The organism is Noviherbaspirillum album (assembly GCF_035916955.1).
GTDB classification, from domain to species: domain Bacteria; phylum Pseudomonadota; class Gammaproteobacteria; order Burkholderiales; family Burkholderiaceae_D; genus Noviherbaspirillum; species Noviherbaspirillum album.
This window is the reverse complement of sequence record NZ_JAWIIV010000004.1, coordinates 21,356-40,645: the sequence shown is the minus strand read 5'-3', so window position 1 is coordinate 40,645 and position 19,290 is coordinate 21,356. Positions and strand designations below refer to the sequence as shown.

General features: G+C 63.0%; 17 protein-coding genes. 12 read left to right on the top strand and 5 right to left on the bottom strand.

What is annotated here, in order from left to right; all coding sequences use genetic code 11:
• Nucleotides 1-3: 3 nt before the first annotated feature.
• From RY831_RS06480 to ptsP, 7 genes are all read left to right on the top strand, one after another.
• Nucleotides 4-342 (top strand): P-II family nitrogen regulator, encoded by a 339-nt coding sequence (locus tag RY831_RS06480; protein ID WP_194725239.1) that lies wholly within the window; start codon nucleotides 4-6, stop codon nucleotides 340-342.
• Between the two features lie 10 nt (nucleotides 343-352).
• Nucleotides 353-1,870: an ammonium transporter gene (locus RY831_RS06475; protein WP_326505507.1), complete on the top strand. Its 1,518-nt coding sequence runs from the start codon at nucleotides 353-355 to the stop codon at nucleotides 1,868-1,870.
• 529 nt (nucleotides 1,871-2,399) lie between these two features.
• Nucleotides 2,400-3,698, top strand: coding sequence for a glutamate--cysteine ligase (gshA, locus tag RY831_RS06470; protein ID WP_326505506.1), 1,299 nt, complete (start codon nucleotides 2,400-2,402; stop codon nucleotides 3,696-3,698).
• Nucleotides 3,698-4,633 carry a glutathione synthase gene (gshB, locus tag RY831_RS06465; protein ID WP_326505505.1) on the top strand — a complete coding sequence of 312 codons (936 nt, stop codon included), beginning with the start codon at nucleotides 3,698-3,700 and terminating at the stop codon, nucleotides 4,631-4,633. Before gshA ends, gshB begins: the two co-directional genes overlap by 1 nt.
• 70 nt (nucleotides 4,634-4,703) lie before the next feature.
• Nucleotides 4,704-5,111 carry a PTS sugar transporter subunit IIA gene (locus RY831_RS06460; RefSeq protein WP_326505504.1) on the top strand — a complete coding sequence of 136 codons (408 nt, stop codon included), beginning with the start codon at nucleotides 4,704-4,706 and terminating at the stop codon, nucleotides 5,109-5,111.
• Nucleotides 5,112-5,141: 30 nt separating this feature from the next.
• Nucleotides 5,142-5,411 (top strand): HPr family phosphocarrier protein, encoded by a 270-nt coding sequence (locus RY831_RS06455; RefSeq protein WP_326505503.1) that lies wholly within the window; start codon nucleotides 5,142-5,144, stop codon nucleotides 5,409-5,411.
• Between the two features lie 40 nt (nucleotides 5,412-5,451).
• Nucleotides 5,452-7,203 (top strand): phosphoenolpyruvate--protein phosphotransferase, encoded by a 1,752-nt coding sequence (gene ptsP, locus RY831_RS06450; RefSeq protein WP_326505502.1) that lies wholly within the window; start codon nucleotides 5,452-5,454, stop codon nucleotides 7,201-7,203.
• 194 nt (nucleotides 7,204-7,397) lie between these two features.
• Here the strand turns inward: ptsP and RY831_RS06445 are convergent, their stop codons facing one another.
• From RY831_RS06445 to RY831_RS06435, 3 genes are all read right to left on the bottom strand, one after another.
• Entirely contained in the window at nucleotides 7,398-8,924 is a 1,527-nt protein-coding gene (locus RY831_RS06445; protein WP_326505501.1) for a tripartite tricarboxylate transporter permease, read from the bottom strand.
• Between the two features lie 2 nt (nucleotides 8,925-8,926).
• Nucleotides 8,927-9,418: a tripartite tricarboxylate transporter TctB family protein gene (locus RY831_RS06440; RefSeq protein ID WP_326505500.1), complete on the bottom strand. Its 492-nt coding sequence runs from the start codon at nucleotides 9,416-9,418 to the stop codon at nucleotides 8,927-8,929.
• 428 nt (nucleotides 9,419-9,846) lie between these two features.
• Nucleotides 9,847-10,824: a Bug family tripartite tricarboxylate transporter substrate binding protein gene (locus RY831_RS06435; RefSeq protein ID WP_326505499.1), complete on the bottom strand. Its 978-nt coding sequence runs from the start codon at nucleotides 10,822-10,824 to the stop codon at nucleotides 9,847-9,849.
• A 431-nt stretch (nucleotides 10,825-11,255) separates the two neighbouring features.
• Here RY831_RS06435 and metX point away from each other — a divergent pair, with 431 nt between their 5' ends.
• The 4 genes from metX to RY831_RS06415 are packed head-to-tail and all read left to right on the top strand — an operon-like array spanning nucleotide 11,256 to nucleotide 15,410.
• Nucleotides 11,256-12,401, top strand: a complete 1,146-nt coding sequence (gene metX, locus RY831_RS06430) for a homoserine O-succinyltransferase MetX (RefSeq protein ID WP_326505498.1) — start codon at nucleotides 11,256-11,258, stop codon at nucleotides 12,399-12,401.
• Entirely contained in the window at nucleotides 12,398-13,009 is a 612-nt protein-coding gene (metW, locus tag RY831_RS06425; protein ID WP_326505497.1) for a methionine biosynthesis protein MetW, read from the top strand. Before metX ends, metW begins: the two co-directional genes overlap by 4 nt.
• Nucleotides 13,006-14,517 (top strand): MFS transporter, encoded by a 1,512-nt coding sequence (locus tag RY831_RS06420; protein WP_326505496.1) that lies wholly within the window; start codon nucleotides 13,006-13,008, stop codon nucleotides 14,515-14,517. Before metW ends, RY831_RS06420 begins: the two co-directional genes overlap by 4 nt.
• Entirely contained in the window at nucleotides 14,514-15,410 is an 897-nt protein-coding gene (locus RY831_RS06415; RefSeq protein ID WP_326505495.1) for a M48 family metallopeptidase, read from the top strand. The genes RY831_RS06420 and RY831_RS06415 overlap by 4 nt, the downstream gene beginning before the upstream one ends.
• 32 nt (nucleotides 15,411-15,442) lie before the next feature.
• On the opposite strand, the gene RY831_RS06410 is transcribed toward RY831_RS06415, so the two are convergent.
• Entirely contained in the window at nucleotides 15,443-16,243 is an 801-nt protein-coding gene (locus tag RY831_RS06410) for an exodeoxyribonuclease III (protein ID WP_326505494.1), read from the bottom strand.
• Between the two features lie 145 nt (nucleotides 16,244-16,388).
• Here RY831_RS06410 and pyrE point away from each other — a divergent pair, with 145 nt between their 5' ends.
• A complete protein-coding gene (gene pyrE, locus RY831_RS06405) occupies nucleotides 16,389-17,054 on the top strand; it encodes an orotate phosphoribosyltransferase (protein WP_326505493.1) in 666 nt (221 codons plus the stop codon).
• Nucleotides 17,055-17,792: 738 nt separating this feature from the next.
• On the opposite strand, the gene gatB is transcribed toward pyrE, so the two are convergent.
• The gene (gene gatB / locus RY831_RS06400) at nucleotides 17,793-19,253 is read right to left on the bottom strand and encodes an Asp-tRNA(Asn)/Glu-tRNA(Gln) amidotransferase subunit GatB (protein ID WP_326505492.1); all 1,461 of its coding nucleotides are present in this window, start codon (nucleotides 19,251-19,253) and stop codon (nucleotides 17,793-17,795) included.
• Nucleotides 19,254-19,290: the final 37 nt, after the last annotated feature.

Sequence of the window (19,290 nt, the reverse complement as noted above, 5' to 3'; positions counted from 1 at the left end):
ATCATGAAACTGATCACTGCGATCATCAAGCCTTTCAAGCTCGACGAGGTGCGCGAATCGCTCTCCGCGATCGGCGTGCAAGGCATCACGGTTACCGAGGTCAAGGGTTTCGGCCGGCAGAAGGGCCACACCGAGCTGTATCGCGGCGCGGAATACGTGGTTGATTTCCTGCCCAAGACCAAGATCGAAGCGGCGGTCGATGACGCGATCGTCGACCGCGCGATCGAAGCCATCGAAAGCGCCGCTCGCACCGGCAAGATCGGCGACGGCAAAATCTTCGTCTACGACCTGCAGCAAGTTGTCCGTATCCGCACGGGCGAAACCGGCAAAGACGCCCTCTAAGGAGATTTCAATGAAGAAATTACTAGCAAGCTTCCTCGCGACCAGCACGCTGCTGTTCGCGGTCGGCTTCGCGCAGCCCGCGCTGGCTGCGGACGAACCCGCGAAACCCGAGGCGACCGTGGTCGCACAGGCCGCAGCGCCGGCTGCCGCAGCCACGCCGGCCGCACCTGCAGCACCTGCAGCCGAAGCAGCTGCAGCGGCTCCCGCTGCGGCACCCGTGCCCAACAAGGGCGATACTGCCTGGATGATGACGGCCACCGTCCTCGTCATCCTGATGACCATCCCCGGCCTGGCTCTTTTCTACGGCGGCCTGGTCCGTTCGAAGAACATGCTGTCGATCCTGATGCAGGTCTTCATGATCTTCTCGCTGATCACGGTGTTGTGGGCGATCTACGGTTATTCGCTCGCCTTCACTACCGGCGGCAGCTTCATCGGCTCCTTCGATCGCCTGTTCCTGAAAGGGATCAACCTGGAATCGGTGGCGGCGACCTTCAGCAAGGGCGTGGTGATCCCGGAATACGTGTTCGTGGCCTTCCAGGCGACCTTCGCGGCCATCACCTGCGGCCTGATCGTCGGCGCCTTCGCCGAGCGCATCAAGTTCTCCGCCGTGCTGCTGTTCATCACGCTGTGGTTCACCTTCTCCTACCTGCCGATCGCGCACATGGTCTGGTTCTGGGCCGGCCCGGATGCCTACACCGATGCCGCCGCAGCGGAAGCCGCGACCGCAACCGCAGGCTGGCTGTTCCAGCAGGGCGCGCTCGACTTCGCCGGCGGCACCGTGGTCCACATCAATGCGGCCGTTGCCGGCCTGGTGGGCGCCTACGTGATCGGCAAGCGTGTCGGCTACGGCAAGGAATCGATGGCGCCGCACTCCCTGACCATGACCATGATCGGCGCGTCGCTGCTGTGGGTGGGCTGGTTCGGCTTCAACGCGGGTTCGGCCTATGAATCCACTGCCGCCGCGGGCCTGGCCATGGTCAACACCATCCTGGCAACCTCCGCCGCGACACTGTCCTGGACCTTCGGCGAGTGGATGAGCAAGAGCAAGCCGTCGATGCTCGGCGCCGCTTCCGGCGCAGTCGCCGGCCTGGTGGCCGTCACCCCGGGTGCCGGTTTCGTCGGCCCGATGGGCTCGCTGGTGATCGGCCTGCTGGCCGGCGTCATCTGCCTGTGGGGCGTCAACGGCCTCAAGCGCATGCTCGGCGCGGATGACTCGCTCGACGTGTTCGGCGTGCACGGCGTCGGCGGTATCCTCGGCGCGCTGCTCACCGGCGTATTCGCATCGCCGGCGCTCGGCGGCACAGGCATCTACGATTACGTGGCCAACAAGGTCGCCGAAGACTACTCGATCGCGGGCCAGGTCTGGATCCAGTTCGAGGGCGTGCTGGTCACGGCGGTCTGGTCCGGCGTCGTCGCCTTCGTGGCCTTCAAGCTGGTGGACCTGATCGTCGGCCTGCGCGTGCCGGAAGAGGAAGAGCGCGAAGGCCTCGACATCTCCAGCCACGGCGAATCCGCCTACCACATGTAATCATTCACGCAGCAGCGGTTTCCATTCCGCCAGCCTGCATCGAAAACGCCTCCTCGGAGGCGTTTTTTTCGTTTGCACTGCCCAAGTCGCAAGCCAGGCACTTGTATCCCGGACTGATCGGACTTTCCCGGCATTTGTTCGTTATGCAACAAACGGCGCCCGTGCCGCCGTCCGCCGGCCGCCTGTAACCCCACAAACAGTGATGTTATTGGCCATTCGGCGCCAAGCCGACCACGCGGTTCGGGGATTACCATTAGAATCAACATCGTTCCGATATGGCAAAACCGCGGTGGCGAGTTGAAAAGCGCCGTGTCGCCCCCAATCTCGGGTGTGCGAGCGGCAGCCCCGGCAAACGTCCCGGATTGTCTCGTGATGATCCGGCATGTCCAGCCCAGCTGTCTGCTGTCCGCCGCTTGCAGCCTGCCGCCGCATCCAGCCTCGGACCGGCCGCAGGCAACGAGAGAAGGGCCTCGCGCCACGGCTATCGGCCAGCCGGTGAAATAGAGCACCTCATACTTGGAAGGTTTATATGGTTCCGCACCTCGTCACGGCCCTGAACGGTCCGCTACTCGATCTTGAAAAGAAAATCCTGGCCGCGACGCCGGCCATCGAACGCTGGTTCCGACTCGAGTGGCAGGAGCATACGCCGCCGTTCTATTGTTCGGTGGACCTGCGCAATGCCGGCTTCAAGCTGGCGCCGGTCGATACCAACCTGTTTCCTGGCGGCTTCAACAACCTGTCGCCGGAAATGCTGCCGCTGGCCGTGCAGGCCGCCATGGCCGCCATCGAGAAGTATTGTCCCGACGCCAAGAACCTGCTGCTGATCCCCGAGCGCCATACCCGCAACACCTTCTACCTGCAGAACGTCGCCCGCCTGATTCAGATCTTCCGCCAGACCGGCCTCAACGTGCGGCTCGGCTCGCTGTCCGACGATGTCAAGGAACCGACCAACATCGACCTTCCCGACGGCAGCACGCTGACGCTGGAACCGCTGGAGCGCTCGGCCAATGGCCGCCGCCTTGGCCTGAAGAACTTCGATCCCTGCACCGTGCTGCTCAACAACGACCTGTCGTCCGGCATTCCCTCGGTGCTCGAAGGCCTGCATGAGCAGACCCTGCTGCCGCCGCTGCATGCCGGATGGGCGGTGCGCCGAAAGACCAACCATTTCGCCGCCTACGACGAAGTGGTCAAGAAGTTCGCCAAGCTGATCGACGTCGACGGCTGGATGCTCAATCCTTACTTCGCCCGCTGCGGCGAGATCAATTTCCAGGAGCGCACCGGCGAGGAATGCCTGGCGACAAACGTCGACACGCTGCTGACCAAGATCCGCAAGAAGTACAAGGAATATGGCATCAAGGAAACGCCGTTCGTGATCGTCAAGGCCGACGCCGGCACCTATGGCATGGGCATCATGACGGTCAGGGATGCAAGCGAAGTGCGCGACCTCAACCGCAAGCAGCGCAACAAGATGTCGGTGGTGAAGGAAGGCCTGGAAGTGTCCGACGTCATCATCCAGGAAGGCGTGCATACCTTCGAGCACATCAACGACGCGGTGGCCGAGCCTGTGGTCTACATGATCGACCGCTACGTCGTGGGCGGCTTCTACCGGGTGCATTCCGAGCGCGGTGTCGACGAGAACCTCAATTCGCCGGGCGCGCATTTCGTGCCGCTGGCCTTCGCCCAGCAGCATGCCTTGCCCGACCTGCAGGCCAAGCCCGGCACCGCGCCGCCGAACCGCTTCTACATGTACGGCGTGGTCGCGCGCATGGCCTTGCTGGCGGCCTCCATCGAGCTTGAAAAGACCGATCCCAATCCGGAAGTCTACTGATGAAATTCGCTTTCCTCGCCGACCCGCTCGACCACTTCAAGATCTACAAGGACACCACCTTCGCAATGATGTCCGAGGCCGCGCGGCGCGGCCATGAAGTCTATGCCTTCCAGCAGAAGGACATGGCCTTCGAGGGCGACCGCGTGACGGCCAATGTGGCGCGCATCGCCATGACCGGCGACGCCGAGCAGTGGTACCGGGCCGATCCGGCCGCTCCCGTGTCGCTCGACATGTTCGACGCGGTGCTGGTGCGCAAGGACCCGCCGTTCAACATGGAATACGTGTACCTGACCTATCTGCTCGAAATCGCGCAGAAGCAGGGCGCGCGCGTGTTCAACCGGCCGGAAGCGATCCGCAGCCACAACGAAAAGCTGGCTATCGCCCAGTTTCCGCAGTTCACCTCCCCCACGCTGGTCACCAGCGACGCCGCCCGGCTCAAGGCCTTCCATGCGCAGCACAAGGACGTGATCCTCAAGCCGCTCGACGGCATGGGCGGCGCTGGCATCTTCCGCGTGAAGGAAGATGGCATGAACCTCGGCTCCGTCATCGAGACGCTGACGGTCAACGGCGCGCATTCCATCATGGCGCAGCGCTACATTCCCGACATCGCCAAGGGCGACAAGCGGGTGCTGCTGATCGGCGGGCAGGTCGTGCCCTATTGCCTTGCGCGCATTCCGCAGGGCGGGGAAGTGCGCGGCAACCTCGCCGCCGGCGGCCTCGGCGTGGCCCAGCCGATCTCGGAGCGCGACCGCGAAATCGGCGAAACCCTGGGGCCGATCCTGTTCGAGCGCGGCTTGCTGCTGGTGGGACTGGACGTGATCGGCGACTGCCTCACCGAGATCAATGTCACCAGCCCGACCTGTTTCCAGGAAATCGCGCAGCAGACCGGCTTCAATGTCGCGGGCATGTTCATCGACGCCGTGGAAAAGCAATGACAATGACAGGTGCCGAAAGCACCGGCAACCGACAGGCCGCATCGAATGCCGGCCTCCTTGAAGAACAGCCATGATCGGGATTCTCCTTTTAACGCATGCGCCGCTGGGCAATGCATTCATCGATGCGGCGACCCATGTGTTCCGCGCCCGGCCGGAACGCATGGAAGCCATCGACGTGCGCGCCGACCAGGATACCGGCGAAGTCAACCGCGTCGCCCAGGAAGCGATCATCCGGCTCGATGACGGTTCCGGCGTCCTGGTGATCACCGACGTCATGGGAGGCACCCCGTCGAACTGCACGCTGAAACTGTGCAGCCCGGGCCATGTGGAAGTCATCGCCGGCATCAGCCTGCCGATGCTGCTGAGGGCGCTGACCTACCGCAATGATACGATTGACGTTGTCGTCGAAATGGCGCTCGCCGGCGGGCAGAGCGGCGCCGTGCGCGTCGACAACCGCGTTCGCCTCTCTCCCAACTGAAATACCGACAAAAGAAGAAGACCAGACGAGATGATTCAACAGGAACTCGAAATCGTAAACAAACTCGGCCTGCATGCGCGCGCGTCGGCCAAGCTCACCCAGCTCGCCGCAAAATACAAGAGCGAAATCTGGATCAGCCGCAACTCCCGGCGGGTCAATGCCAAGTCCATCATGGGCGTGATGATGCTGGCGGCCGGCAAGGGCGCCAAGGTGACGCTCGAAGCAGACGGCGCGGACGAGAAGGAAGCGTTCGATGCGCTGGCCGAGCTGATCCGGAACCGCTTCGGCGAAGGCGAATAGGAACAGGCACCGTTCATCCAGCACACGATCAGGGACATCGATGGCTTCCTTCACGCTCCATGGCATTCCGGTATCGCGCGGCATCGCGATCGGCCGCGCCCACCTGCTTGCGCCTGCGGCGCTTGACGTCAAGCATTACCTGGTCTCCGAAGAGCAGGTGGAAGCGGAAGTGCAGCGCCTGCAGAAAGCCATCGCCACCGTGCACCGCGAACTGCAGACGATCTGGAACGAACTGCCCAAGGATTCCCCGGCCGAACTCGGCGCCTTCATCGACGTGCATGCGCTGATCCTGTCGGACCCGATGATCGCAGAGGTGCCGCTCGATATCATCCGCTCCCGTCATTACAACGCGGAATGGGCGCTGGTGACGCAGATCGATGAATTGTCGGCGCAGTTCGACGAGATCGAGGATGCCTACCTGCGCGAGCGCAAGAGCGACATCCAGCAGGTCGGCGAGCGCGTGCTGAAGGTATTGACCGGCACCGCCACCGCCTTGCCGCCGCAATCCGACAGCGAGGAAACGGCCGGCCGCATGATCGTCGTCGCCCACGACATCTCGCCGGCCGACATGCTGCAGTTCAAGGACCGCGCCTTCGGCGGCTTCGTCACCGATCTCGGCGGCCAGAATTCGCATACCGCGATCGTCGCCCGCAGCCTCGACATTCCGGCGGCGGTGGGCATGTACAACGCCTCGGCCCTGATCCAGCAGGATGACTGGGTGGTGATCGACGGCGATGCCGGCGTGGTCATCGTCGATCCGGCGCCCAGCGTGCTGGATCAGTACCGCGAGCGCCAGGCGCGCCTGCTGCGCGACCGCAAGAAGCTCAGCAAGCTGAGGAAGACGCCGGCCGTCACCAAGGACGGCACGGCCATCACCCTGCTGGCCAACATCGAGCTGCCCGAGGACTGTCCGCCGGCGCTGGAAGCCGGCGCCATGGGCGTGGGCCTGTTCCGTTCCGAATTCCTGTTCATGGGCCGCACCGGCCCTGCCCACAAGCTGCCGTCCGAGGATGAGCAGTTCGAGTCCTACCGCAAGGCGGTGACGGCAATGAAGGGGCGGCCGGTGACCATCCGCACGCTCGACATCGGTGCCGACAAGCCGCTCGACACGGTCGAGCACACCGCGCTCAATCCCGCGCTCGGCCTGCGCGCCATCCGCTTCTGCCTGGCCGAGCCGCAAATGTTTTTGGCCCAGCTGCGCGCGATCCTGCGCGCGTCGGCCTACGGTCCGATCAAGCTGCTCATCCCAATGCTGGCGCATGCCTTCGAGATCGACCAGTCGCTGGCGATGGTCGAGCAGGCCAAGGCGCAGCTGCGCGACGCCGGCAAGAAGTTCGATCCGCTGATCCAGGTGGGCGCGATGATCGAGATCCCGGCGGCGGCGCTGACGCTGCCGCTGTTCGTCAAGCGCATGGATTTCCTGTCGATCGGCACCAACGACCTGATCCAGTACACGCTGGCCATCGACCGCGCCGACCATGAAGTCGCGCATCTCTACAACCCGCTGCACCCGGCGGTGATCTACCTGCTGGCCAGCACCATCGCCACTGCATCGAAAGCCGGCGTGCCGGTATCGGTCTGCGGCGAAATGGCCGGCGACATCAAGCTCACGCGCCTGCTGCTCGGCATGGGCTTGCGCGAGTTCTCCATGCATCCCACGCAGCTGCTGGCGGTGAAGCAGGAAATCCTCAACAGCGACTTGAACGAGATCGCGCCGCACATGAGAAAGATTCTGAAGGCAATGGAGCCGGCGGCGATCGCGGCGGCGGTGGAGCAGCTGCGCGGCATTTGACTTCCGTCGCGCTGGCCGAAGAAACCCCGTGTGAACAGAGTAGTGCAGGCCTCCGCGCCCGCACCCGCTCCGGTCGTCCGAAGAACGTGCAGGCACGGAGGCCTGCACTACTGTTGATGCTGTTTCAAATGAAAAGAGGGCCGTCAGGCCCTCTTTGCGTTCGCCATGCTATCCGCGATTACAGGATTAGAGCATCATGTCGACGCCGATGCTTCCCTGGCCGATGCATCGGCCTGTTTCTTCGCATGCACCCGCTTCCACACCGCCGGCGCGACCAGCAGCACCGCGGTCAGCCCCAGCACGCTGGCCGAAATCGGCTGGGTGAAGAAGATGGACGGATCGCCTTGGCTGATCGCCAGCGCGCGGCGCAGCTGCTGCTCCGCGATCGGGCCGAGGATCATGCCGACGATGGTCGGCGCCACCGGAATGTCGTAGCGGCGCATGATGAAGCCGACCAGTCCGATGATGTAGAGCAGCAGCAGGTCGAACCAGGAATTGCGCAGGCCGTAGGCACCCAGCGTGGCGAAGATCAGGATGCCGCCGTACAGCAGCGGACGCGGGATCGACAGCAGCTTGATCCACAGACCGACCAGCGGCAGGTTCAGCACCAGAAGCAGCACGTTGCCGATGTACATCGAGGCGATCAGGCCCCAGACCAGCAGCGGCTGGGTCTCGAACAGCAGCGGGCCCGGTTGCAGGCCGTACTGCTGGAAGGCAGCGAGAACGATGGCCGCGGTGGCCGAGGTCGGCAGGCCGATGGTCAGGAGCATCGCCAGCGTACCGGTGCTGGCCGCGTTGTTGGCCGCTTCCGGACCGGCCACGCCTTCGATCGCGCCCTTGCCGAATTCCTCCGGATGCTTGCTCAGCTTCTTCTCGATCGCATACGACAGGAAGGTCGGGATCTCGGCGCCGCCGGCCGGCATGGCGCCGATCGGGAAGCCGAGGAAGCTGCCGCGGATCCAGGGCTTCCAGGAACGTCCCCAGTCCGCCTTCGACATCCAGATCGAGCCCTTGACCTGTTCCAGCTTGTCTGCCGTCTTGTTCAGGTAAGTCGCCAGGTAAAGCGTCTCCCCGACCGCGAACAGGCCGACCGCAGCCACCACGACGTCGATGCCGTCGAGCAGCTCCGAAATGCCCATGGTGAAGCGTGGCTGGCCGGTCTGGCCGTCGATGCCGATCAAGCCGATCCACAGGCCGAAGAACAGGCTGGCAAGGCCGCGCGCCATCGACGAGCCGAGCAGGGTGGAGACGGTGATGAAGGCCAGCACCATCACCGAGAAGTATTCGGCCGGACCGAACTTCAGCGCCACATTGACCACCAGCGGCGCGACCGCGGTCAGCAGCACCACCGAGATGGTGCCGGCGACGAAGGAACCGATCGCCGAAGTCGACAGCGCCGGGCCGGCGCGCCCGCGCTTGGCCATCATGTTGCCTTCTAGCGCGGTGACGATGGTGGCCGATTCGCCCGGGGTGTTGAGCAGGATGGAGGTGGTCGAGCCGCCGTACATCGCGCCGTAATAGATGCCGGCGAACATGATCAGCGCGCCGGTCGGGTCGAAGCTGCCGGTGGCCGGCAGCAGCAGCGCCACGGTCAGCGCCGGGCCGACACCGGGCAGCACGCCGACCAGGGTGCCGAGCGTGACGCCGATGAAGCCGAGCAGCAGGTTTTGCATGGTCATTGCCACCGCGAAGCCCGACAGCAGGGAGTTCAGGATATCCATGCTTATGCGCCTCCCAGGAAGCCGAGCAGACCGGCCGGCAGGTTGAGGCCGAGGCCGCGGGTAAAGATGAAATAGGCGCCGGCCGACAGGATCACGCCGACCACGATGTCGCGCACCAGCCTGCGGCTGCCGAAGCCGCGCGCTATCAGGATGAACAGGAAGGTCGAGGCCAGGATGAAGCCGGCCCAGGCAATGGCAGCCATGTGCAGCAGCACCGCGGCGCTCAGGATGCCGAAGGCCATCCAGTCGGGCGTGTGATGCGCTTCGTCCTCCGGCACGTTGCGCCAGCCGCCGGAGACGGCTTGCCAGGTCAGGATGCCGCCGAGAATCAGCAGCCCGGCGCCGATCATGTTGGGAAAGGCGCGCGGCCCGACCTGGGAATATCCGCCCCCGGCGGAAATGTCCTGCGTTCCGACCAGAGTGAAGATCCCCAGGCCGATCAGACCGAGCGAGACCAGCAGCTCTCCGAAAACGATAGGAGAACGAGATGTCATGTTGTCACCTAGAAGTGAGGGTAACTAAGGTTTAGACCAAGGTTGCCGCAGCGGCAAGCGCTATCGACGCGCGCTCTGATCTGAGCACGGGTGTGATGCTGTCGCGCATGCAATGAATCGCTTTTACGGAAGCTGATGACGGCTTAAAAGCTGGCAAGCCCTTGGTACTCCTCCTCTTTCACGGGCGCCCTGCGCAGGGAAGAGAGGTTGAAGGGGGATGGGGTATGGCGGCGGGCGTTTAAACCCATCCCCATCCTAACCCCCGACCTCGCCGGTCGCCCTCGAAGGGGCGGGAATTCAAGGTCTTGTCGAACCGCAGGAGGAACTCAGCTCTAGAAAGAGGGGCAATTCATTGATGGCTGAAATCGACGAAACTCGTCGACAGCAAGCCGGCAGCCCCTGCAGGGCGCCGGCCCGCCGTCGTCTACTTACTTCTTCGCCAGCCCGAGGCCGTTGATGATCTTTTCGGTATTGGCGATCTCGCTGTCGAGATAGGTCTTGAAGGCGTCGCCGGGCAGGTAGGCATCGCTCCAGCCGTTCTTGGCCAGCGCATCCTGCCAGGTCTTGCTGCGCACGGCCTTGTCGACGACCGCCATCAGATCTTTCTTCTGCTGGTCATTGATGCCGGGTGCTGCGAACACCGCGCGCCAGTTCGCCAATTCAACATCGACGCCCTGTTCCTTGAGGGTCGGCACGTCGATGCCGGGCAGGCGCTTGGCGGAAGTGACCGCGATCGGGCGCAGCTTCTTGGCTTCGATCTGGCCGGCGAATTCGTTGTAGCCGGACAGGCCGACCGTCACGTGGCCGCCCATGATGGCCGCCTGCGCCTCGCCGCCGCCGGCGAACGGAATGTAGTTGATCTTGCTGACGTCGACGCCGGTCGCCTGCGCGATCATCGCCACGATGATGTGGTCGGTGCCGCCTGCGGAACCGCCGCCCCAGGACACGCTGCCCGGGTTGGCCTTGAACTGGGCCACCAGGTCCTTGACCGACTTGATCGGCGAACTTGCGGGAACCACGAGCACGTCGTATTCGCCGGTCAGGCGCGCAATCGGCGTCACCTGGGAGAGATTGACCGGGGACTTGTTAAGGGCGATGCCGCCCACCATCACGCTGCCGCCGACCAGCAGCGCGCTGCCGTCGCCCTTGGCGGAATTGACGAACTGCGCCAGGCCGATGGTGCCGGCCGCGCCGCCCTTGTTGTCGATCTGGACTTTCTTGACTTCACCACCCTGCTGGATCGCCGCCTGCAAGGCGCGGCCGGTCTGGTCCCAGCCGCCGCCCGGATTGGCCGGCACCAGCATCTTGATGCTGTCCAGCGCCAGGGCGGGTGCGCTGGCGATGAAGCCGATCGCGGTCACGGAAGTGAGCAGCCAGCGGCTGAGGGAATGCTTTGCTGATTTCATGTCTGATCTCCTTGTTGGGATTGGTAGCCCCGGTGGTAGTTGTCCGAGTGCCCGGGTTTGTGCACCTTTTTCTACTGTAAACGACATTGGCTTGCAATTAGCTTTCGATGCCCAAACTTTGGCTTATATCGAGTATCGTCGACGATGATTCCCGGCCGGGCACCTCTCCCTCGGCTGTCCCACCTCCTGCACCTCGCTTGATTTCACGGTTTGACGCATCAGGCCGACTTAGTTATTCTTATGCAAGGCGCCGATTTGATAATCAGCTTGCGGGCGCGTAATAAATACGGCTAAAGCGTGCCCCACCATGCGCCCCAATTAGCCCGAAAAGCTGTCCGCTTCTCGGGCTTTTTGTTTTTGCGCGGCAGTAAACCGGGGCACAGGAATTCACTTGCCGCGGACATGGCGCCGCGGCCTTCATCTGGAACCCTATGTCATCAGTTGGAATCGTTACGCCGCAATCGATGCATTTCGCCGAGCCGCTGCCGCTGTCCGGCGGCGCCTCGCTGTCCGGCTATACGCTGGTCTACGAGACTTACGGCAAGCTCAATGCCGACCGCTCGAACGCGGTGCTGGTCTGCCATGCGCTCAATGCCTCCCATCATGTCGCCGGTATTTACGAAAACGCCGACGGCAGCAAGAGCGTCGGCTGGTGGGACAACATGGTCGGCCCAGGCAAGCCGCTCGACACCGACCGCTTCTTCGTCATCGGCGTCAACAACCTAGGCTCCTGCTTCGGATCGACCGGCCCCATGCATACCAATCCCGCCACCGGCAAGCCCTACGGCGCGGACTTCCCGGTGGTCACCGTCGAAGACTGGGTGCGCGCCCAGGCGCGCCTGGCCGATGCGCTCGGCATCCGGCAATTCGCCGCGGTGATGGGCGGCTCGCTCGGCGGCATGCAAGCCTTTTCCTGGAGCATGATCTTTCCCGAGCGGCTGCGCCATTGCATCGTGATCGCCTCGACACCCAAGCTGTCGGCGCAGAACATCGCGTTCAACGATGTCGCGCGCCAGGCCATCCTGACCGATCCCGATTTCCACGGCGGCGACTTCTACGCGCACGGCGTGGTGCCCAAGCGCGGCCTGCGTGTGGCGCGCATGGTCGGCCACATCACCTATCTGTCCGACGACAGCATGGCCGAGAAATTCGGCCGCGAGCTGCGCAACGGCGGCTACCAGTTCGGCTACGGCATCGACTTCGAGATCGAATCCTATCTGCGCTACCAGGGCGACAAGTTTTCCGAATACTTCGACGCCAACACCTACCTGCTGATCACCAAGGCGCTCGACTACTTCGATCCGGCCCGGGAGTACGGCGACGACCTGTCCAAGGCGATCGAGCCCACCCAGGCGCAGTTCCTGGTGGTGTCCTTCACCACCGACTGGCGCTTTTCGCCGGAGCGCAGCCGCGAGATCGTGCAGGCGCTGGTCAAGAACAAGCGCAAGGTCTCGTATGCGGAAATCGCCGCGCCGCACGGCCATGACGCCTTCCTGCTGGAAGATCCGCGTTACATGAATACCGTGCGCGCCTATTACGACAGGGTGTGGCAGGAAACCGAAGGGAGGTCCGCATGAATTTCCATGAACTGAGCGTGCTGCGCGCCGATCTTGCCTTTATCGCACACTGGGTCAACCCGGCCTCGCATGTGCTCGACCTCGGCTGCGGCGACGGCGTGATGCTGCAATACCTGCAAACCGACAAGCACTGCATCGGCTACGGCGTCGAGATCGACGATGCCAAGATACCGCTGTGCGTCGAGCGCGGCGTCGCCGTCATCCAGCAGGACCTGGAAGGCGGACTGGCGATGTTCACCGACAATGCGTTCGACACCGTGCTGTGCCTGTCGGCGCTGCAGATGATGAAGAACGTGGAAGGCGTGCTGCGCGACATCGCCCGCGTCGGCCGCGAAGCCATTGTCTCTTTCCCCAACTTTGCATACTGGCCACACCGGATGTCGCTGATGGGCGGACGGATGCCGGTGTCGAAATCGCTGCCGTATGAGTGGTATGACACGCCGAATGTCCGGTGCGCAACTATTTACGATTTTCAGGAACTTGCCAATGATGTGGGGCTCGAAGTGCTCGAGTGCATAGCGTTGCACGAAGGCAAGCCCGTGACGTTTCTTCCGAACTGGCGTGGTAGTCTTGCCGTGTTTCGATTACGTAAGAAATCTCCCGCATGAGCGTCCCCGCAAGTCAGGCTGCCACCACCGCAGCGCCCCCCAAGCTTCTCCGTTCCAAGCTGTTCTGGATCAGCCTGATGTATTTTTCAGAAGGCTTTCCGCTTGGCTTGTTCTTCGACCTGTTTCCGGTGTACTTCCGGCAACAGGGCATCGAGCTGTCGAAGATCGGCCTGCTCAGTCTGCTCGGCCTGTCATGGACGCTCAAGTTCCTGTGGGCGCCGCTGATCGACTTCACCCGCCGCCACCGCTACTGGATGGCCGCCGCCGACGTCGGCATGGGCATCGTGATGATCATCTGCGCGCGCGAGGCGGGATTCGGCCCCTGGGTCTGGTTCGCCATCGGCGCTTTCACCGCGCTGTCGGCCACCAATGACATCGCCATCGACGGCTACACCATCGAACAGCTCGACAAGCGCGAGCTGGGCCTCGCCAACGGCTTCCGCATCGGCTTCTACCGGGTCGGCATGCTGGCCGCCGGCATCCTGCTGTGGTTCTCCGACGTCGCTGGCTGGACCTCGACCTATGGCCTGGCCTCGGTCCTGTTCTTCATCATCGCCGCGATCAGCATCTTCGCGCCGAAGGAGCCGCCGCGCCCGGTGCGCGATGCGCCCGCCAGCCTGAAGAGCGAAATGTCGGCGCTGGGCCAGCAGCCGATGCTGGTCGTCGCGCTGCTGCTGTTCATCGGCGGCCTGCTGTGGCCGGTGCTGGGCGTGCTCGATGCCGAATGGCTCAAGCCGTACAAGAGCGCGTGGTGGTTCAAGGGCGGCGCGCCGGTCGGCCTGATCCTGCTGTCGGCTTACCTCTTTACCAAGGGCATACGCGGCCAGTCCGAACAGCTGTCGGCGGCCTCGGCCAAGGGGCCGATGTTCGGCGCCATCGTTTCCCTGCTTAACAAGCCGCATGCGCTGCTGCTGATCGGCTTCATCCTGATCTTCAAGCTGGCCGATTCCTCGATCGGCTTCATGATCAAGCCGTTCTGGGTCGACAGCGGCTTCACCAATACCCAGATCGGCCTGGTCTCGGTCAACCTCGGCCTCGGCCTGTCGATCGCCGGCGGCATCATCGGCGGCTGGTACACCGACCGCGCCGGCATCTTCAAGGCGCTGTGGGTGCTCGGCCTGTGGCAGGCCCTGTCGAACATCGGCTATGTCGCCGCCGCCTATTTCATTCCGCGCGCCGCGCAGGGAGCGGATATCGCGATGGCGCACCAGGTGCTGATGTACAGCGCCAGCGCAATCGAGTCCTTCACCGGCGGCCTCGGCACCGCGGCCTTCCTCGCCTTCCTGATGGCCATCGTCGACAAATCGCGCGCGACCACGGAATATGCGATCCTATCCTCCATCTTTGCCTTTTCCCGTTCCATCGCAGGATGGGCAGGCGGCATCGGCGCGCAGGAAATGGGATACGCGGCCTACTTCGCGCTGACCTTCGTCCTCGCCTTTCCGGCCTATGCCCTGCTGCCATGGATCAAGTCAGTGCTGAAGTTATCCGAGGAGCCTCGACCATGAATCTGTCCGCACCCCTGAGTTTCGCTTTCGCCACGCTGATTTCGCTGGCGCCGCCAGTCTTTGCCAAGGATGAGGTCAGTCCGGATGGCGTCAAGGTCGACAAAATGTCGTCCCTGCGAAATCTTGTCTCGGAGGAAGAACTGGAGGCGGCGGCGGCTCAGCAATACAATGGCATGATGCAGCAGGCCAGACAGCAGGGCGCGCTGGCACCGGATGATCATCCCGAGGTGCAGCGGCTGCGCAAGATCGCCAAGGACCTGATTCCGCATGCGGTCAGGTGGAATGAACGCGCCGCCCAGTGGAAATGGGAAGTCAACCTGATCGGCTCGAAGGAAATCAATGCCTTCTGCATGCCGGGCGGGAAGATTGCCTTTTTCAGCGGCATCATCAACAACCTCAAGCTCACCGATGATGAGGTCGCCATCGTGATGGGCCATGAAATCGCGCATGCCTTGCGCGAGCACGGGCGCGAGCGTGCCGCCAAGTCAGGCCTTGCCAGTGCCGGCGCCAGGATCGCCGGCCTCGGGTTGTCGGCCGTCCTCGGCATCGATCCCAATCTCGCCGGCGCCGCCACGGGCGGCCTGGCCAATCTCACCATGCTGAAGTTCTCGCGCGATGACGAAACCGAAGCCGATCTGGTCGGCCTCGATATCGTCGCCCGCGCCGGCTACGATCCGCGCGCCGGCGTGGCGCTCTGGCGCAAGATGGGCATGGTCAGCCAGAGCAATACGCCGCAATGGTTTTCCACCCATCCGGCGGGCAAGAGCCGCATCGCCGAAATGGAGCGCCACCTGCCCACGGTCATGCCACTGTATGCGAAGGCCAAGGGCGTGCAGCCGACCGCGCTGCCGCCTTACCAGACCAATGTGAAGGGCATTGCGCCAATCCGCTGAGAATCCACTGAGCCGGCACGAAAGCCCGTCGCTTATTTGGCCGTCAGGAAGGCCGACGCGCCGTTGTACTCGACGGTCAGCGGAGCATGGTCGGAAAACCGCTCTTCCTTGTAGATGCTGGCCGCGCTGGCCTTGGCCGCGATGTCCGGCGTCGACACATGGTAGTCGATGCGCCAGCCGACGTTGTTGGCCCAGGCCTGGCCGCGGTTGCTCCACCAGGTATAGGCTTCGCCGGTGGTTTCCGGATGCAGCGCCCGGTACACGTCGACCCAGCCGGTCTCGCCCAGCACGCGGCTCATCCAGGCGCGTTCCTCCGGCAGGAAGCCGCTGTTCTTCTGGTTCGATTTCCAGTTCTTGAGGTCGATTTCCTTGTGCGCGATATTCCAGTCGCCGCAGATCACCACCTCCTGGCCGCACGCGCGCAGCTTCTGCAGGTGCGGCATGAACACGTCCATGAAGCGGAACTTGGCCTGCTGGCGTTCCTCGCTCGACGAACCCGAGGGGCAGTACACCGAGATCACGCTGAGCTTGCCGAAATCGCATTGCACGTAGCGGCCCTCGGCATCGAATTCGTCGCAGCCGAAGCCGATGGTCACCGCATCCGGTTCATAGCGCGAGTACACGCCGACGCCGGAATAGCCCTTTTTCTCCGCGTAGTGGAAATGGCCGTGGAAGTTGTGCGGACGCAGGAAATCGGGCGTCATGTCGGCGGCCTGCGCCTTCAGTTCCTGCACGCAGACGAAGTCGGCCGACTGCTTGTCCATCCAGTCGAAAAAGCCTTTCTTGCTGGCGGAGCGGATACCGTTGAGATTGGCGGAAATAATCTTGAGCATGGTTCTTTGGGTGACGATGAGGCCGCTAGAATAACTTATCCGGACGGGGAATGATAAGGCCTTAGAATGTCGGTTTTGCCGGTTGAGCATGTCTTTGCGCTGCTTTCGCCGGGCTTGTCATTCATTCATTTTTTCGGGGTTCATCTTGAGCACACTGCGCCAGGAATTCATTGCCTTTTCCGTCTCGACCGGCGTCCTGCGTTTCGGCGATTTCGTCACCAAGGCCGGCCGCAACTCGCCTTACTTCTTCAATGCCGGATTGTTCAATGAGGGCGCCACGCTTGGCAGGCTGGCCGATTTCTATGCGCAGACGCTGATCGATTCCGGCGTCGAGTTCGACATGCTGTTCGGGCCTGCGTACAAGGGGATTACCTTGGCGGCGGCTACCTCGGTCGCATTGGCGAACAAGGGCCGCAACGTGCCTTTCGCCTACAACCGCAAGGAAGCCAAGGACCACGGCGAGGGCGGCACCATCGTCGGCGCCAAGCTGCAGGGCAGGGTAGTGATCATCGACGACGTGATTTCTGCAGGCACCTCGGTGCGGGAATCGGTGGACATGATCCGCGCGGCCGGGGCCACGCCGTGCGCGGTGCTGATCGCGCTGGACAGGATGGAGCGTTCGGGCAAGGATGGGGCGCTGTCGGAAAGCTCGGCGGTGCAGGAGGTGACGAAGGCTTACGGGATGCCGGTGGTTTCCATTGGCAATCTGAATGACTTGCTGGAGTATATTTCTGCGGCTGGAGAGGGCGGGGAGTTGGCTCGGTACAAGGAAGCTGTAGCGGCTTATCGTGAGCGGTATGGGATTGCTTGATTTTCTCTTCGGTGCCCCGGTGAGGTAATCACGCTGTGGATACTTGCCGGGACTGGCCCCGGCGGGCCACTTACTTTCTTTGCTCCGCCAAAGAAAGTAAGCAAAGAAAGGGGGCCGCCGAGGTGCGGCCCCGGTACGCAGCCCCTTCGGGGTGCCCGAAAAAGAAGCGGGTTGCGCGGGAAGCGAAGCAAACTCGCCTTCGGCTCAGACAAGCTTCGCTTCTTGTCCGCGCAACCCGCTTCTTTTTCGGCTGCGCACAAGGGGTTGAAAACCTCAACCCATCCCCACCCTAACCCTCCCCTTGAAGGGGAGGGAATAGTAGGTTGTGCATGCTGCATCTATTGTTTGAACGGTACGATGATTACGGCGTTTGAATTTATAGTCTCCGCTCGTTCAGCGCACTACAGTTCCCTCCCCTTCAAGGGGAGGGTCAGGGTGGGGATGGGGTAAAAGCTTTTCACCCCTTGTGCGCAGCCGAAGCAAGCGCGGTGTCGGCGGATAAGAAGCGCAAATGTCTGAGCCGAAGGCGAGTTTTTGCGCTTCCCGCCGATGCCGCGCTTGCTTCGGGAACCCCGTAGGGGCTGCGTACCGGGGTCGCCTTCTTTTGCTTACTTTTCTTGGCGAAGCAAGAAAAGTGAGTGGCCCGCCGGGGCCAGTCCCGGCAAGCATCCACAGCGTGACTACCTCATCGGGGCACCGAAGAGAAAGCCAAAGAGATCAGGCAGTCACCTACCCTAATCACCCCGCCAACTTCTTCTTCAACAACTCCGTCAACTGCGCCGGATTCGCCTTCCCCTTGGTCGCCTTCATCGCCTGCCCGATGATCGCATTGAACGCCTTCTCCTTGCCGGAGCGGAATTCCTCCACCGACTTGGCATTCGCCGCCAGCACCTCATCGACAATCTTCTCCAGCGCACCGCTGTCGGAAATCTGCTTCAGCCCCTTGGACTCGATGATCTCGTCGGCCAGGGTCGCCTTGTCCGACTTCGCTTCCCACATCCCGGCAAACACTTCCTTGGCGATCTTGTTCGAGATCGTGCCATCGGCGATGCGCTGCAGCAGCAACGCCAACTGCTCGGCATTGACCGGCGAATCGGCGATATCCACGCCCTCGCGGTTGAGCGTCGACGACACGTCGCCCATCATCCAGTTGGCCGCCGGCTTGGCCTGCTCCTTGCCGGCCTTGTTCACCACCGCTTCGAAGTAGGAGGCCATCGCCTTCGACTGCGTCAGCACCGCCGCATCGTATTCCGGCAAGCCATAGTCATTGACGAAGCGCTCGCGCATCGCTCCCGGCAGTTCCGGCATGGTCGCTTTCACGCGCTCGATCCAGTCCTGCGCGATTACCAGCGGCGGCAGGTCGGGGTCGGGGAAGTAGCGGTAGTCCTGCGCATCTTCCTTGCTGCGCATGGAGCGGGTTTCCTTGCGGTCAGGGTCGTACAGGCGGGTTTCCTGCACCACCTTGCCGCCGTCCTCGATCAGCTCGATCTGGCGGCGCACTTCGAAGTTGATGGCTTCCTCGAGGAAGCGGAAGGAGTTCAGGTTCTTGATCTCGCAGCGGGTGCCGTATTCCTTCTGCCCGGCGGGGCGAACCGAGACGTTGGCGTCGCACCGGAACGAGCCCTCCTGCATGTTGCCGTCGCAGATGCCGAGCCACATCACCAGCGAATGCAAGGCCTTCGCATAGGCCACCGCTTCGGCGGCGCTGCGCATGTCGGGCTCGGTCACGATCTCGAGCAGCGGCGTGCCGGCGCGGTTGAGGTCGATGCCGGACATGCCCTGGTAGTCTTCGTGCAGCGACTTGCCAGCATCCTCTTCCAGGTGGGCACGCGTCAGCTGCACGGTTTTCATCTCAGCCTTGCCATCCTTTTCCAGCACGAAGGAAATCGTGCCGCCCTGGACCACCGGGATTTCATACTGGCTGATCTGGTAACCCTTGGGCAGGTCGGGGTAGAAGTAGTTTTTGCGGGCGAAGATCGACTGCGGCGCCACCTTGGCGCCGATCGCCAGGCCGAACTGGATCGCGCGTTCCACCGCGCCCCGGTTCATCACCGGCAGCACGCCGGGCAAGGCCAGGTCCACCGGCGAGGCCTGGGTGTTGGGCTCGGCGCCGAAACGCGTCGGCGAACCGCTGAAGATCTTGGATTGAGTCGAGAGCTGCGCGTGGGTCTCGAGACCGATTACGACTTCCCATTGCATGGTGTTGTCCTCTTGTGTACTGATGAATGGCGCCTGC